Genomic DNA, 15,547 nt, shown 5'->3' with positions numbered 1-15,547 from the left:
ATGTTATGCTTCCTGACCACCGTACTTTAGTTTTACGCTGCCACTTTAATAAGGTCAAGTCGCTGATGTTATATCTTGGTTGTCCGCTGTGGGCTAACCCAAAATGGAAAAGCACCCTATTTACATCTGATGCAAAACCGACAGATTTTCTGTTGCAATACGGCCATTATTTTAACAGTGCAGAAGGCAATACCACTTTTTATGCCGACCCAAGTGACGAAACCTTGCAGCGTTGGCATCGTGACACACCAGCTGATTATCGCTTTGTGTTAAAAGTACCCCAGCGTATCAGTCATCAAGCCGCGCCAGACAGTGCAGAGCAACTAACCGTTTGGTTAGAGAAAATGGCGATATTAGGTGAAAAACTGGCCATGGTGCAATTGCAGCTACCCGCCCGCTGCGGGCCAGCGCAACTGCCACAGATACAAGCGATGCTAGCCCTGATTAGTCAACACCATCGCTGTGCATTGGAAGTGCGTCATGTTGCATTTTTTGACAAAGCAGAACATGAAATACAACTACACCGGATGTTGCAACACTATGGTGCTGAGCGAGTGGTGTTTGACAGTAGAGCATTGTTTTCAGTTACACCTGACACCCCTGCATTGCTTGACGCTCACGCCAAAAAACCCAGATTACCTGTCCATGCGATAAGTTTTAGTCAAACACCAATGCTAAGATTTATCGGTACCGACGATATGACACTAAACAGTCAGTTTTATCAACCCTGGCTGCTAAAAGTCAGACAATGGTTAGATGAAGGCAAAAGCCCGTTTTGCTTTTTCCATACGCCTGATAACACCCTTGCACCAGTGCTATGCCGGCAATTTGCCGCCGCGCTGCAGTATCCACATCCCTGCAGAGATCCCTGGCCTGGCGAACAGCAGTTCAGCTTACTGTAGTGTTGCCAGCTTTTACGCTAAACTAACGCCACTTTTTACAGTCCCAACTCAAATTATGCATAAAGACGACATTTTTGCCGAACCGCTGACACAGGTACCTGACTTCTGTTTTGATGATCAGGTCGCTGAAGTATTTCCAGATATGATTCAGCGCTCAGTGCCGGGTTACCAAACCATTATTCAGACCATTGGTAAACTTACCAGCCGTTATCAACAGCCTGACAGCACCTATTATGATTTGGGTTGCTCTTTGGGTGCAGCGACGCTAGCGATGCGACGTAATATAAGCGCAGCTAACAGTACTCTGGTGGCGGTAGATAACAGTAAAGCAATGGTTGAGCGCTGTGAACGGCATTTGCAAGTGTTTCGCTCTGACGTACCAGTACAGGTGAAACTGGCTGACATTAGGCAGCAACCCATTGAAAATGCAGCAATAGTAGTAATTAATTTCACCCTACAATTTTTGCCACAAGCCGACCGAAGCGCCTTAACACAACGAATCTATCAGGGGCTAAAGCCCGGTGGCGTGTTGATATTGTCAGAGAAATTTATCAGTGCCGACCACACCGCAAATGAGCTGTTAATTGACCTGCACTATGAGTTTAAACGTGCTAATGGTTATAGCGAGCTTGAGATTAGCCAAAAACGCAGCGCACTTGAGAATGTAATGAAACCCGATACCTTGCAACAACATCAGCAGCGCCTGCAACAGGCCGGCTTTAGTAGCCAGACGCTATGGTTTCAGTGCTTTAACTTTTGCTCAATGTTAGCGATTAAATAAGGTTTCCTATGCTCGACTTTACCTCCTTTTATGCCCAACTGGCGACCAACAAACTGCATCATTGGCTGGAAACATTACCCGCCCAACTGGCAAACTGGAGCAAAGACGCTCTGCACGGTGACTTTAAGCAATGGCAAAAAGCAATTGCGCATCTGCCTGATACCACTGCCCAATACATTGAAATAAAACACAATGTTGAGTTTGGCAGTGCTGACGACATCAGTACCGGCGCCGCACAGCAAATTCAATATGTATTACAGCAATTGAAGCCATGGCGAAAAGGCCCGTTTACTATTCACGGCATCAACATTGATACCGAGTGGCGCTCCGATTTTAAGTGGGACCGGGTACTGCCGCATGTTGCACCATTACAACATCGATTTGTGCTAGATGTTGGCTGCGGTAGCGGGTATCACTTGTGGCGCATGCGCGGTGAAGGAGCAGAATTTGTGGTTGGCATTGACCCATCACAACTGTTTTATGCGCAGTTTCAGGCAATAAAACACTTTAACCCCGACCCAGCGGTTAATCTGATCCCAATTGGTATCGACGATATGCCCGCACTAAAACAGTTTGATACCGTGTTTTCCATGGGCGTGTTGTACCATCGACGCTCACCGTTGGATTTTCTGCAACAGCTTAAAAACCAGCTGCGCCCTGGCGGCGAATTAATCCTTGAAACGCTGGTGGTTGAAGGTGATGAAAACACCGTATTAGTGCCTGGCGAACGCTACGCCAAAATGCGCAATGTCTGGTTTATACCCAGCGTGCAAGCACTAGTACACTGGTTACAACGGCTGGGTTTTAGCAACGTGCGACTGGTCGATTTAAACCGCACGACGTTAGACGAGCAACGTAAAACGGCTTGGATGGAAAATGAAAGTTTAATTGATTTTCTGGACGCAACTGATCATAGTAAAACCATTGAAGGTTATCCGGCACCGCTACGCGCGGTGATCATTGCCAATAATTAATTGCGTTGGAGCCCTGCTACTTCTATGCCCTACCGTCCCCGTTCAACCTTAGAGCAATGGCGCATTTTGCAAGCAGTAGTGGACGCAGGCGGCTATGCACAAGCTGCTGAGCGGCTTAATAAAAGCCAATCATCACTAAACCATGCGGTAGCTAAACTGCAAAGCCAACTTGGGGTTGAGCTGTTAGAGGTTCGCGGACGCAAAGCCCATTTGACCGCAGCTGGCGAAGTTATGCTACGCCGCTCACGTCTATTAACCCAACAAGTTGAAGATTTGGAATTACTGGCGTCGAATATTGATCAGGGCTGGGAGCCCGAAATACGGGTTGCAGTAGAACTGGCATACCCCCGTCATTTCTTAAACCAAGCACTGGCAGCATTTTACCCGTTAAGTCGGGGTAGCCGTATTCAACTGATCGATAGCGTCATTACCGGCAGCGCAGAAATTATTCAGCAAAAAAGTGCCGATCTGGTCTTGGCGGCTTCCGCAATTATTCCCAAAGGCTATCTGGGTGAACCCTTGTGCGTTGTCCGCTTTATCCCAGTTACAGGCCGTGACAACACGCTCGCCGGAAAAGACAATATCGATCAAAATGAACTGAGCCAACACCTGCAGCTGGTGATCCGTGACACAGCAAAAAAACCCCAGGAAAATGCGGGTTGGCTGCGTGCAGAGCAACGTTGGACAGTGGATAATTTTTTTGAAGCAATAGACATTTTACAGATGGGTTTGGGATTTTGCTGGATCCCCGATTTTATGGTCGCCGACATAATAGCCACAGGTGCGCTGGTGCAGATTGACCTAAATCAGAACAGTGAACGCGTAGCGGCTATATCGCTGGTAACGCCAAAAGAAGAAACACTGGGCCCCGGCAGTAAACAATTACGCCAGTTAATATTGGCTGCACATCAGAAAAACTGAGGCTGACTATGCAACAACACGAAATAAGTACTTTAATGCAGGATGCATCCAATGACGCGATTCGCTTTGCAAAGGAGCATCAGGTTGAATTGGATAAATCACTCACTAGTTTGCTGTTAGTCGACCAGCTTTTGGCAGAACTTCATTCTCACGAGCAGGCAGCACCACATTCTGCTGAGATTATGTTTACCCTATGCAACATTTTTGGTGCATATATCGGCCAGGTATTCATTGCGCATGTTGGTGGCCAGTGGCAATACAATCAGACGGATAAGAAAGCACCTTTTGTTTTTGTACAATTTAATGACAAAGAATTTCCTTTTGCATCAGTGTGTTACCATAAAATAACCCAAGATAACACGATCAGCTTAGCTAACTATATGAAGCAAGCTATGGCAAATGCTATGCAGTAAGGCTTTTGTCGGCGCCGTTATACAGGTAAAATGCCGCAAATCTTAAGCCTTTCCACTTTCAGCCATTCGAGGATAGCCGTGAGCGAGCAGAAAACATCTTTAAGCTACAAAGACGCCGGTGTCGATATTGACGCCGGAAACGCCCTAGTTGAACGCATCAAGGGTGCCGTAAAGCGTACACGTCGTCCGGAAGTTATGGGTGGTTTGGGCGGTTTTGGTGCGCTGTGCCAAATCCCTGCAGGTTACAAAGAGCCCGTGCTCGTTTCAGGTACGGATGGTGTCGGTACAAAATTACGTTTAGCCATGGATCTAAAGCGCCACGATGGTGTTGGTATAGACTTAGTTGCCATGTGCGTTAATGATTTAGTTGTGCAAGGTGCTGAGCCCCTGTTTTTCCTCGATTACTATGCAACCGGCAAACTTGATGTTGACACTGCCAGTGCCGTCGTCAATGGCATTGCTGAAGGCTGTTTCCAATCTGGCTGTTCATTAGTAGGCGGCGAAACTGCAGAAATGCCTGGCATGTATCATGGTGAAGATTATGATATCGCGGGCTTTTGTGTCGGCGTGGTAGAAAAAGCAGACATCATTGATGGTACAAAAGCGCAACCAGGCGATCAGATAATTGCCCTGGCGTCATCAGGCCCACATTCCAATGGTTTTTCGCTAATTCGTAAAGTGCTGGAAGTCAGTGGCCAATCTGCTGACACCGTTTTGGAAGGCAAATCTATTGCCGATCATTTACTCGAACCTACTCGTATATATGTGAAAAATTTGCTTAGTATGATTAAGCAAACACCGGTGCACGCACTATGCCATATTACTGGTGGTGGTTTTTGGGAAAACATTCCTCGTGTATTGCCCGAAAATACTAAAGCGGTAATTGATGGTAATAGCTGGCAATGGCCTGCCATATTTAACTGGCTGCAACAACAAGGCAATATTAGCCGCCATGAAATGTACCGCACCTTTAACTGTGGTGTTGGTATGATTGTTGTCGTGCCTAAAGATACGTTACCACAAGCACTTAGCCTAATTTCAGCTGCTGGAGAAACCGCTTGGCATCTGGGCGAAATTGCCGCGGCAGCAGCCGGTGATGAACTGGTCATTATTAACGAATAAGGCCACCGATGAAATCTATCGTAGTACTGATTTCTGGTAGCGGCTCTAACCTGCAGGCAATCATTGATGCCTGCAGTAGCGGGTTTATTCCGGCTAAAGTCACTGCTGTTATCGCCAACAAAGCCGATGCTTACGGCTTAGTGCGGGCAAGTGATGCGGGTATCGCAACCGAAGCACTTAGCCATAAAGCATTTTCCAACCGCGAAGATTACGATCAGGCACTGATTAAAACTATCGACGCCTATCAACCCGATCTGGTGGTACTTGCTGGCTTTATGCGCATCCTGACCCCCTGTTTTGTAAGACATTATCAAGGCCGTTTATTAAACGTGCATCCGTCCTTACTGCCTAAATACCAGGGGCTGGATACACATCAGCGGGCAATCGACGCAGGTGATACTGAGCATGGTTGCAGCGTACATTTTGTTACCGAGCAACTTGATGGTGGACCGGTTATTTTGCAGGCGAAAGTACCGTTATTCAGCGATGACGATGTAACATCTCTGGCTGAGCGTGTGCATGAACAGGAACACCGTATCTATCCGCTGGTTGTGCGTTGGTTTTGTCAAAGCCGTTTACAACAGCAAGCAGATCAGGCATGGTTGGATGGTAATGTATTAGCCGCCAACGGGTATGCCAATGACGAAGATGATTAAACGGCGCTTTTGGGCGCCTTTTGTAATAGTTACCAGCCTATTTTCCAATGCACTGTATGCCGATATAGCACCACTTAGTGAGTTTAATGCTGACTATATTGTGTATCGCGCCGGTAAAAAACATGGCGACGCTAAACGCTATCTAAAAACAACAGAACAGGGCTACCAGCTAGGATACAGCAGCGATATCAGCTGGATGATATTCTCTGACAAGCGCGAAGAAACCTCCGACTTTGTGATTAACAATGGCCAAATTCAGCCGTTACGTTACATTATGCAGCGCTCAGGTACTGGCCCTAATCGTTATTACGAACTCAACCTTGACCCTGTAAAGAAAACACTCAGCGAAGGTGCCAACCAAAAACAAAAGGCCGTCAACTGGCAAGATGACTGGTTAGATCAAATAAGTTATCAGCTACAATTGGTGCTGGATTTAAAAGCGGGTAAAACCGATTTTAATTACACGGTGCTTAATCGCAGTGGCAATACAAAGGAATACCATTACAAAGTGGTTGCTGAAGAGATGCTACCGCTGCCATATGGCAATATAAAAACGCTGCGCATTGCTCGCATAGAGCAAAATAGTGATAAGCAAATTTATGCCTGGGTTGCACCTGAACTTGACTATATGCTGGTGAGACTTTGGCGCGGTGAAGACAACGTAGAGCAATTTGATGTCCAGCTGTACAAACTGGACATTACCCCGGAAACTCAGCCTATAGGCTCGCCGTAACGAAACAATTGGCTCTCACCATTTTGCATCTTGTGCCACTGCTCGTTATTGGTCAGTGGCTCTGTTGCAATAATAGTCACGACATCATTCGGCGTCGTTTCAGTACTAAAATCAATGTCCACATCCACGTCAGATAAACGCGCCATGCCAAAGGGAGCACGCCGCGTTATCCAATGTAATTTGGTGGTGCAATAGGTTAACAAGTACTCACCATCGGTCAGTAGCATATTAAAAACACCAAGCTTGTGCAGTGTTTTGCATTGGCGCTGAATAAACGTAAAGGCTTGCTTTCGGCTGGCAGGCTTTTGCGGATAACGTTTATCGAGCTCACTCAACAGAAAACAAAATGCACGCTCACTGTCTGTTGTGCCCACCGGCGTAAAGCGCTGCACCGGCAGTTGCTGATAGTTTGTGAGTTGACCATTATGGGCATAGGTCCAATATCGGCCCCAAAGTTCGCGGGTAAACGGATGTGTGTTTTCAAGCGCTACCCTGCCGCGGTTTGCCTGGCGCACATGGGCAATAACCGCTTTACTTTTAATCGGGTAATCCGACACTAACCGGGCTATTTCAGACTGATAACTGGGCAGCGCATCTTTAAACGTGCAGACGCCTTTATTTTCGTAAAATGCAACTCCCCAGCCATCCTTATGTGGGCCGGTTCGCCCGCCGCGTTCTTTCAGGCCTTTAAAACTAAAACAGATATCAGTTGGCACATTGGCGGACATGCCAAGTAATTCGCACATATTTCTTATTACCTTCTAAACGCATTTAGCAGGACAAATTGCACCAAATGACTATGCTTAGCGTATAAGTTGCAACTTAAGTTGACAATCACTTTATGCAACATCGTAGATATGGGCTTGCAACTTTAGTTAAAGCGTTCTACTCTAGCGAGATAGTGGTCAGACCTCTTTTCGGAGCATAAAATGGAACTAGTAATACTTAGCGCGGCGCTTATCGCCGCAATTGGCATTCTGGCGTACAACCGCGCCAGCTTGACGATGTTCACTGCAGCCATCGCCATAATATTGGCCGTTGGTACTGTATTAGATACTGTGGGTACGCTAAGTTGGTTAGTGTTCCTGTTGATAGCTTTACCATTAAATATTGCCTCGGTGCGCCAGCAATATCTTACGAAACCATTGTTATCACTCTATCGCAAAATCATGCCAGAAATGTCAAGCACAGAAAAAGAAGCTATTGATGCTGGTACAACGTGGTGGGAAGCCGATTTATTCCGCGGTAATCCAGACTGGCATAAAATGCATAATTTTCCGGTGCCACGTTTAAGTGCTGAAGAACAAGCGTTTCTGGATGGACCGGTTGAAGAATTACTGGCCATGGTTGATGACTGGCATACTACGCACGAACGTGCTGATCTTTCGCCAGAAGTATATCAGTACCTAAAAGATCACGGCTTTTTCGCCATGATTATTAAAAAGCAGTACGGTGGTCTTGAATTCTCGGCTTTCGCGCAATCTTGTGTACTGCAAAAACTCACCAGCAAAAGCATGGTGTTATCCAGCATCGTTGGTGTACCTAACTCCCTAGGCCCCGGTGAATTGCTGCAGCACTACGGTACTGATGAACAAAAAGCGCATTATTTACCACGCCTGGCCAAAGGCCTGGAAGTGCCTTGTTTTGCCCTAACCAGCCCGGAAGCGGGTTCAGATGCTGGCGCAATACCAGACACAGGCATTATTTGCAAAGGCGAATGGGAAGGCAAAGAAGTTGTTGGTATGCGCCTTACCTGGAACAAACGCTACATCACGTTGGCACCTATCGCTACGGTGCTGGGTTTGGCGTTTAAATTATACGATCCGGAAGGTTTACTGGGCGACAAAGAAGAGCTGGGTATTACCTGTGCGCTAATTCCGGTAACCACACCGGGTGTTAAAATAGGCCGTCGTCACTTCCCACTGAATGTGCCATTCCAAAATGGCCCTACTCAGGGTGAGAATATCTTTGTACCACTAGATTATATTATCGGTGGTGAAAAAATGGCCGGCCAAGGCTGGCGCATGTTGGTTGAGTGTTTATCAGTAGGCCGCGCAATAACACTCCCTTCAAACAGTACTGGCGGTATAAAAGCGGTTGCTTTGGCAACAGGTGCTTATGCCCGTATTCGTCGTCAGTTCAAATTACCTATTGGTAAAATGGAAGGCGTTGAAGAAGTAATGGCGCGGGTAGGTGGCTATGCATATATGGCTGATGCGTCAACATCGATGTCTGTCGGCTCTATCGACTTAGGTGAGAAACCGTCTGTTATTTCCGCCATAACTAAGTATCACATGACCGAGCGTATGCGCCAGGCCATTATCGATGCTATGGATGTGCATGGTGGTAAAGGCATCTGTATGGGCCCAAATAACTATCTGGCGCGTGGATATCAAGGTGCACCGGTGGCCATTACGGTAGAAGGCGCTAACATACTTACCCGTAATATGATTATCTACGGACAAGGCGCTATCCGTTGTCATCCATACGTGTTAGCTGAACTACAGGCGGCACAATTAGATGACGAGCGTGCGGCAGTAACCGCGTTTGACAAAGCGCTGTTTGGCCATATTGGTTTTGCTATTAGCAACTTCTTCCGTACATTCTGGTTATCGTTAAGCGGTGGCATTTTTAGCAGCGCCCCATACAATGACGCTACAGCTAAATACTACAAACAAATGAACCGGTTTAGCGCCGCATTAGCGCTGATGTCAGACGTTGCTATGGGAACCTTAGGTGGTGATCTTAAGCGTCGTGAACGTATTTCAGCGCGTCTGGGTGATATTTTAAGTATGCTCTACCTAACATCGTCTGTACTGAAGCGTTACAACGACGACGGACGTAAAGCGGAAGACTTGCCATTAGTACAGTGGTGCTGTGAAGATAATCTGGCCAAAGCTCAGCTGGCTTTAGATGAGTTGTTTGATAACTTCCCTGCCCGCGCAGTGGCGGTGGTATTAAAGCGCGTGGTGTTCCCATGGGGCCGCACCTTACGTAAAGCCTCCGACATCACCGAGCACAAAGTTGCCCGTATTATGCAAACACCTGGTGAAGCACGCTCACGGCTTGGAAGTCATTTATATCTGAAAAATGAGCCGTTAAACCAGTTAGGTTTAATGGAACAGGCACTAAAAGATATCCTTGCAGCTGAACCTATTTTTGACAAAGTAAGTCACGCAGCAGGAAAACGTTTGCCATTCTTCCGCTTAAACGAAGTAGCAGACTTAGGCCTGGAACTGAAGGTAATAAGCGATGCCGAAGCACAACAGCTTCGTACTGCAGAACAAGGCCGCTTATTTGCCATCAATGTTGATGACTTTGAACCAGAATACCTGGCAGCGGATAAAACTCTTACGCAACAAGGCGCTGGTGCAGTTGAAAAAGACAAACAAAATAAAGCAGCCTAAATAGGTTCCTTTGATAACACTTAAACAAAAGGGCCTGTCGATTGACAGGCCCTTTTTAATTTTACTAACCAGAACAACTTATAGTTAGCTGCGAGCTAGACTAATACGAGCTTCACTTCAGTTACTCGCTTCAGCTACTCGCTTAAGTCAAACAAACTAACAAAGACTCATTTACCATATCTGCGGCGATATAATAAACCAAGTCCCGCCAGCATTAGCAGAGCTGAAGCAGGCGCAGGTACTTGAGCCGCAGTGATAGTAAGGTTCAAATCAGTAGCACTAACATCAACAAAATCGTTAGCAAAATTTACCGCGCCAAAATTCATAAAATTAAGGCTTATCAATACATCGCCAACTTGCCCAGCTAAAAAGCTAAAGGTTGCTAATTCAAAACTGCGGCCTTGTTGAGTGGCGAGTATCATCTCATCCGCAAACAAATCAGCATAATCACTCAGGAAGAGTGCACCAACAAGCGCATTATGTTCATCAAATTGATAGCTACCAAAGCCATCGTCGAAACCACTGCCAAATTGCCAGTTAAGTAACGACACTGCAGATGTCGGGTATAACACCTCAGCCCAAAACCCGCCCATGGTCTCGGTGAGGTCGCTCATAGACAGCGTTACCGTTATGATATCGCCAACTTGGTAATCGCTACGATCAGCATTTAATTGAATTAACGCTGCATGACTAGCACCAGTAAACAGTAAACACAGCGCAAATAACATTGATTTCATTGTTTTATTCTCCATTAAATTATTGTGGGCTTAAGCAACGTGGCAAATCACAAAGCGCAGTCATAGCGCGTACATCACGCTGATCCACGACAGCATCGCCATTAAAATCCAGACTTAATGACAAAGCACCACCTTGTCTGAGTATCTGTTGAAACAATCTAATATCACGCTGATCAATTGCACCATTTTGATCAAGATCAGCTGCTTGGTAACTGGCCGGAAGTTGTAAAGCAACCACTACCGGGTCATGATCTGATGAACGATAAGCGTCACCTGCGAAGTAATCCAATTGTTGCTGCGGAGTCTTAAACTCAACATTGTAATCCAGTGCTATTGGCTCATCTGCGTTAATATTCCATTTGGTTGCATCAACCAGGTACTGTATCGCCTTGTCGTTTAGCAAGGCATGATCCAGTGAGCCTGATAAACCGGAGAACACGTAGCCATGACTTGGTACTTTACCCAGGACTTCAAACACATTTTTATAACCCGCCTGCGCTAAAGTAGTGATCGGGTCTTCTTTGGCGTAGGCATTCAGATCACCGATAACCAAGGCTGGAATATCAGTAAACTGCTGGGCTGCAAAAGTACCAATAGCTTCGGCTGCTCGGCTTCGGCTAATATTGCAGTTACCCTGACCATCTCCGTTATCGCTATCGCCAGCGCCACATGCTGAGCCCTTCGATTTTAAATGGTTTACCATGACGGCAAATTCTGTGTCAGTTTCCAACTCACGGAAACGCTGCGCCAACATTGGTCGGTTACGGTTATCGTCAAATAGCGCAACACCCTGTGCATCAACTGCTGAGTTAGAAGAATCCAATATCATCAACTCAGCAGCTGGCGTCACCAGATCACTGCGGTAGATTAACCCAACTGTAATTTCATCAGAACCAACCGGGCCACCGGCGTTGATAAACTGCCAATTGTTATTACCTGATGTCTCACGCAGGCCATTCACCAGATCAGCAATGGCTGATGTTGCTGCATAGCCATCATTTTCTATTTCCATCAAACCGATAACGCTGGCATCCAAGGCCGCCAAGGCTGACACAATTTTCGCCCGCTGGCGCTCAAACTCAGCGGCACTGTCTGCGCCACGTGCCGTAGGGAAACCGCCGCCTGCGCCGTTACCATTAAAATAATTCAACACGTTGAAGCTTGCGACTTTAACATTACCTGCCGCTGACAACTCTGGCGCAGCAGTGCGCGGATTACTCTGAATAAAGTCTGGCGTTTGCGTTGGCATAATGCGGTACTGACTAAAACCGTAGTGCACGGTACCGGTCAGGTTAATTACAGTATCACCGCTACGTACCGAGTTTGTCGCAGCTAAACCACCTACTGGATAAGGCACTGTCGCCGGATTCTGACTTGTGTTGGCATCATCTAACACAATCTTGTTTAATTCATGCGCCGCCGCCAGAGCAATGGCTTCTGCCCCCGGGCTAACAACCTGAGTTGGCGTGTAACGCCTGCCGTTAGATAACGTCAGCTCACCAAATCGTCCAAGAGTATAGGTATCATTTACCGTTAAGGTCTGCGCAAAACGTACCAACATCCCTTCTACAGCCTCCATCTCGGCTATTGTAGTAACAGGCAGTGCCAATGGTGTTGCAGATGGTAATTCGCTGCTGCCGCAATCCTGGCTGGCAGTAATATTGGTTAGCTGAGTATGGCCATTAAATTCAGCAACAGTCGCCTGCAACCTTACACGCTGACCAGTGCTCACACCCAAATCGGCACTATTCGCATACACAAACACGCCCTCAGAGGTGGCAGGGTCATTATCTTGCTCAACACCAACGGCTTGAATATTGTAGCCTCGTAGGCCAGGCGAGGTTTGTGTAACCACGGCCTCAACCTGCACTATCTGTCCAACCAACGGGCTGGCATCACCGGCACCTTGAATAACTGAAATAGCCGTTGCAGGCTCGCCACAAGTTAATACCGGATCAGGATCCGGCTCAGGATCAACCGGGCCATTGCCTTCACCGTTAAACAGACCAATATCGCTAAAATCATCCTGAGCAAAACCTTGCCACTGCACTGAAGGGTCGAAACTGTCGCTAGTATTTGTATCGTAAAGCACAGCCGTGCGACGTAAAGTATCATTTGCAGTAGTGGTGTCACCCGAGCCCCAAGCTGAACCGGGGTCTGTACCTAGCTGGCCAATTGAGTCAATGACGACGTCATTATTGGTTAATGTTATGGCATCATCACCATTCCACAAGCTGTTGCCCGATGTTTGATCTGCCAATGCGACAAGTTCAGCAGAGGCACTGCTTGATGCATAAACAAAGGTACTGCCAGGCTGCACAGTACCAGCAAGGTTTATTGTTGTACCAACATTAGCACTGCCGTTGAAGTAAACTTTTATCGCATAGCCACTAAGTGAGATCGCTTCAGCTGTCGGATTATAAAGTTCCAGTGCTTTGTTGTTGCCGGAACCTTCTATATATTCAGAAATAAATAAATCGGCGTGGACGGCCGGTGCTAATAACATGGCGATGGTTGCTGATAGCGCCCTGATTTTCATTTTAACTCCCTGGTTATTATTGTTAAGGACAAGCAAATATAAAGCGCTTTTATGGCAGATTAATTAACTTTGAGCAAATTATTGCAAGTATTTTTTTACGAATATGCGCCAGTAATTTTTACACAAACTTTAATAAATGTTTTTACTTCAATCTGTGAAATAATCAGCCATAAAGCAATCCGAATGTCTGCTACTCACTTCCATCTGGCTGCAAGATAAGGTTTACTGTACGTCGTTCTATTATCAGGAGTACCACATGTTTAAAGTAAACCAATATTTTGATGGCAACGTAGCGTCGATCGCTTTTGCCGGCGAGCAACTCCCTGCGACAGTGGGTGTCATGGCCCCGGGCGAATATGAATTTGGCACCAGCCAGCATGAAGTGATGACTGTTGTTAGCGGCGCTTTAACGGTATTACTACCTGGCGCCAACGGCTGGCAAACCTTCAGTCGCGGCCAACAGTTTGAAGTACCAGCTAATGTGAAGTTTCAGTTGCAGGTTGCTGTAGATACCGCGTACCTTTGCACCTATGCCTGATGTTGTATTAAGGAACCACCATGCGCGGTATGCGCTCTGCAGCAAAGCAACCAGAACCCGCCAAAAGGCCGGAAGCCGTTAATCTAAAACAGACGTTGGCCATGCTATGGCCGTACTTATGGCAGTTTAAATACCGCGTATTGCTGGCATTGCTGGCACTTATTGCGGCCAAGGCTGCTGTGCTACTGATGCCGCTGGCGCTGAAGTACATTGTTGATGCCCTGGACAGTGGCCAGCAAAGCTTGCTTGTTGTGCCAGCTGCACTGTTATTACTTTACGGCGGTTTGCGCTTTGCCACCGTGTTTTTTGGTGAAGTTCGCGACGCACTGTTTGGCCGGGTTACCGAGCATGCTATGCGCAAGCTTGGGCTGCGGGTATTTCAGCATTTACACAGTTTAGAACTTGCCTTTCATTTAGACCGCCAAACCGGGGGCATTAGCCGCGATATTGAGCGAGGCAGCAATGGCCTGAGTTTTCTAATGCGGTTTTTAATGTTTAATATCGCCCCCACCCTGTTTGAAATACTGGCGGTGGCGCTGATTTTTGCCACGCTGTTTTCGCCCTGGTATTCGCTGGTAACTGTTCTTGCAGTTGGTATCTATATCTTTTTTACCGTAATCATTACCGAGTGGCGCAATAAATATACCCGCGAAGCCAACCAGGCAGATAACACCACAAACAGCCGCGCAATTGACAGCCTGTTAAATTACGAAACAGTAAAATACTTTAACAACGAGCAATACGAAGCTCAGACCTACGATAGCTTTTTAGCCAAATGGGAGCAGGCCAGACTAAAAAACCGGCTTAGCTTGCTGGCACTAAACTCGGGCCAGGCACTTATTATTGCTGCCGCTATTACCGCTTTAATGTGGCTTGCTGCAGGTGAGGTAGTAAACAAACAACTAACTCTCGGCGATTTGGTTATGGTCAATGCCTACATGATCCAGCTGTTTTTACCGCTAAATTTTTTAGGCTTTGTTTACCGCGAAATACGTCGTGCACTAACCGATTTAGAAAACATGCTGGGATTACTTAAGCGTAAACCACAGATCACGGATGCAGCAGGTGCCAGCACCTTGCAGTTAACTAAAGGTGAAATACGCTTTGAGCAAGTTGCGTTTCAGTATCAACCAGAACGCCCCATACTGCAGCAATTAAACTTTACCGTGCCGGCGGGCAGCAAAGTGGCTATTGTTGGTGCCAGTGGCGCAGGCAAAAGCACCATTGCCCGTCTGCTATATCGCTTTTACACCACTAGTGCGGGCCGTATTTGCATTGATGGGCAGGATATCAGTACCGTAACGCTGGACAGCTTACGCCGTTCTATAGCTATAGTGCCGCAAGATACGGTCTTGTTTAACAGCAGCATTCGCGAAAATATTCGCTACGGTCGCCCTGATGCCAGCGAAGCCGATATAGACCAAGCCATTGCACTGGCGCACTTACAGCACTTTATTGCCAGCTTGCCGCAAGGTGATACCACCTTGGTAGGAGAGCGCGGATTAAAAGTGTCCGGTGGCGAGAAACAGCGTATTGCTATCGCCCGCGCTATTTTAAAACGCTCACCCATACTGCTGTTTGACGAAGCCACTTCGGCGCTGGATTCCGCTTCCGAGCAGGCTATATTGCAAGCAATGCGCGAAGTTGCCCGCAACCATACCAGCGTGGTTATTGCGCACCGGCTGTCTACCATTACCGACGCTGACAACATTATTGTACTAAAACACGGCCAGCTGGCAGAACAAGGTAGCCACGACGAGTTGCTAGCGGCGGGCGGCGAGTATGCCCGTATGTGGCAATTACAGCAAAAGCAACAACAGTAAT

The 15,547-nt window shown here is 47.0% G+C and carries 14 protein-coding genes; 11 read left to right on the top strand and 3 right to left on the bottom strand.

Annotation, left to right across the window (positions count from 1 at the left end):
• Positions 1–65 precede the first annotated feature (65 nt).
• The 8 genes from ORJ00_RS00290 (at position 66) to ORJ00_RS00255 (ending at position 6,502) form a co-directional block, all read left to right on the top strand.
• Complete coding sequence (locus ORJ00_RS00290) at positions 66–902, top strand: DUF72 domain-containing protein (protein WP_306125144.1); 837 nt, start codon at positions 66–68, stop codon at positions 900–902.
• Positions 903–957: 55 nt separating this feature from the next.
• A complete protein-coding gene (gene cmoA, locus ORJ00_RS00285) occupies positions 958–1,683 on the top strand; it encodes a carboxy-S-adenosyl-L-methionine synthase CmoA (protein WP_306125143.1) in 726 nt (241 codons plus the stop codon).
• An 8-nt stretch (positions 1,684–1,691) separates the two neighbouring features.
• Positions 1,692–2,657, top strand: a complete 966-nt coding sequence (gene cmoB, locus ORJ00_RS00280) for a tRNA 5-methoxyuridine(34)/uridine 5-oxyacetic acid(34) synthase CmoB (RefSeq protein WP_305972935.1) — start codon at positions 1,692–1,694, stop codon at positions 2,655–2,657.
• A gap of 24 nt (positions 2,658–2,681) precedes the next feature.
• Positions 2,682–3,578, top strand: coding sequence for a LysR family transcriptional regulator (locus ORJ00_RS00275; RefSeq protein WP_027671729.1), 897 nt, complete (start codon positions 2,682–2,684; stop codon positions 3,576–3,578).
• 8 nt (positions 3,579–3,586) lie between these two features.
• Positions 3,587–3,991: a hypothetical protein gene (locus tag ORJ00_RS00270; protein WP_306125142.1), complete on the top strand. Its 405-nt coding sequence runs from the start codon at positions 3,587–3,589 to the stop codon at positions 3,989–3,991.
• 78 nt (positions 3,992–4,069) lie between these two features.
• A complete protein-coding gene (gene purM / locus ORJ00_RS00265) occupies positions 4,070–5,113 on the top strand; it encodes a phosphoribosylformylglycinamidine cyclo-ligase (protein ID WP_306125141.1) in 1,044 nt (347 codons plus the stop codon).
• Between the two features lie 8 nt (positions 5,114–5,121).
• Entirely contained in the window at positions 5,122–5,769 is a 648-nt protein-coding gene (gene purN / locus ORJ00_RS00260) for a phosphoribosylglycinamide formyltransferase (protein ID WP_027671732.1), read from the top strand.
• A complete protein-coding gene (locus ORJ00_RS00255) occupies positions 5,753–6,502 on the top strand; it encodes a DUF3108 domain-containing protein (RefSeq protein ID WP_305972927.1) in 750 nt (249 codons plus the stop codon). Before purN ends, ORJ00_RS00255 begins: the two co-directional genes overlap by 17 nt.
• On the opposite strand, the gene ORJ00_RS00250 is transcribed toward ORJ00_RS00255, so the two are convergent.
• Positions 6,481–7,248 (bottom strand): class II glutamine amidotransferase, encoded by a 768-nt coding sequence (locus ORJ00_RS00250; protein ID WP_027671733.1) that lies wholly within the window; start codon positions 7,246–7,248, stop codon positions 6,481–6,483. The genes ORJ00_RS00255 and ORJ00_RS00250 overlap by 22 nt on opposite strands.
• 183 nt (positions 7,249–7,431) lie before the next feature.
• Between ORJ00_RS00250 and fadE the strand changes: the two genes are divergently transcribed.
• On the top strand, positions 7,432–9,909 hold the full coding sequence (gene fadE, locus ORJ00_RS00245) for an acyl-CoA dehydrogenase FadE (protein ID WP_305972923.1): 2,478 nt from the start codon (positions 7,432–7,434) through the stop codon (positions 9,907–9,909).
• A 167-nt stretch (positions 9,910–10,076) separates the two neighbouring features.
• Here fadE and ORJ00_RS00240 read toward each other — a convergent pair whose 3' ends face one another.
• The gene (locus tag ORJ00_RS00240) at positions 10,077–10,646 is read right to left on the bottom strand and encodes a PEP-CTERM sorting domain-containing protein (RefSeq protein WP_306125140.1); all 570 of its coding nucleotides are present in this window, start codon (positions 10,644–10,646) and stop codon (positions 10,077–10,079) included.
• A 19-nt stretch (positions 10,647–10,665) separates the two neighbouring features.
• Entirely contained in the window at positions 10,666–13,185 is a 2,520-nt protein-coding gene (locus ORJ00_RS00235) for an ExeM/NucH family extracellular endonuclease (protein ID WP_306138671.1), read from the bottom strand.
• A gap of 256 nt (positions 13,186–13,441) precedes the next feature.
• Here ORJ00_RS00235 and ppnP point away from each other — a divergent pair, with 256 nt between their 5' ends.
• Both ppnP and ORJ00_RS00225 read left to right on the top strand, forming a co-directional pair.
• Positions 13,442–13,723 (top strand): pyrimidine/purine nucleoside phosphorylase, encoded by a 282-nt coding sequence (ppnP, locus tag ORJ00_RS00230; RefSeq protein WP_027671737.1) that lies wholly within the window; start codon positions 13,442–13,444, stop codon positions 13,721–13,723.
• 20 nt (positions 13,724–13,743) lie between these two features.
• On the top strand, positions 13,744–15,546 hold the full coding sequence (locus tag ORJ00_RS00225; RefSeq protein WP_306138669.1) for an ABCB family ABC transporter ATP-binding protein/permease: 1,803 nt from the start codon (positions 13,744–13,746) through the stop codon (positions 15,544–15,546).
• The last annotated feature ends 1 nt before the right edge of the window (position 15,547 follow it).

The sequence above is a fragment of the Rheinheimera baltica genome (assembly GCF_030731985.1).
Lineage (GTDB): Bacteria > Pseudomonadota > Gammaproteobacteria > Enterobacterales > Alteromonadaceae > Alishewanella > Alishewanella baltica.
The sequence above is the reverse complement of the archived record's forward strand: the minus strand, read 5'-3'. Positions and strand labels throughout refer to the sequence as shown.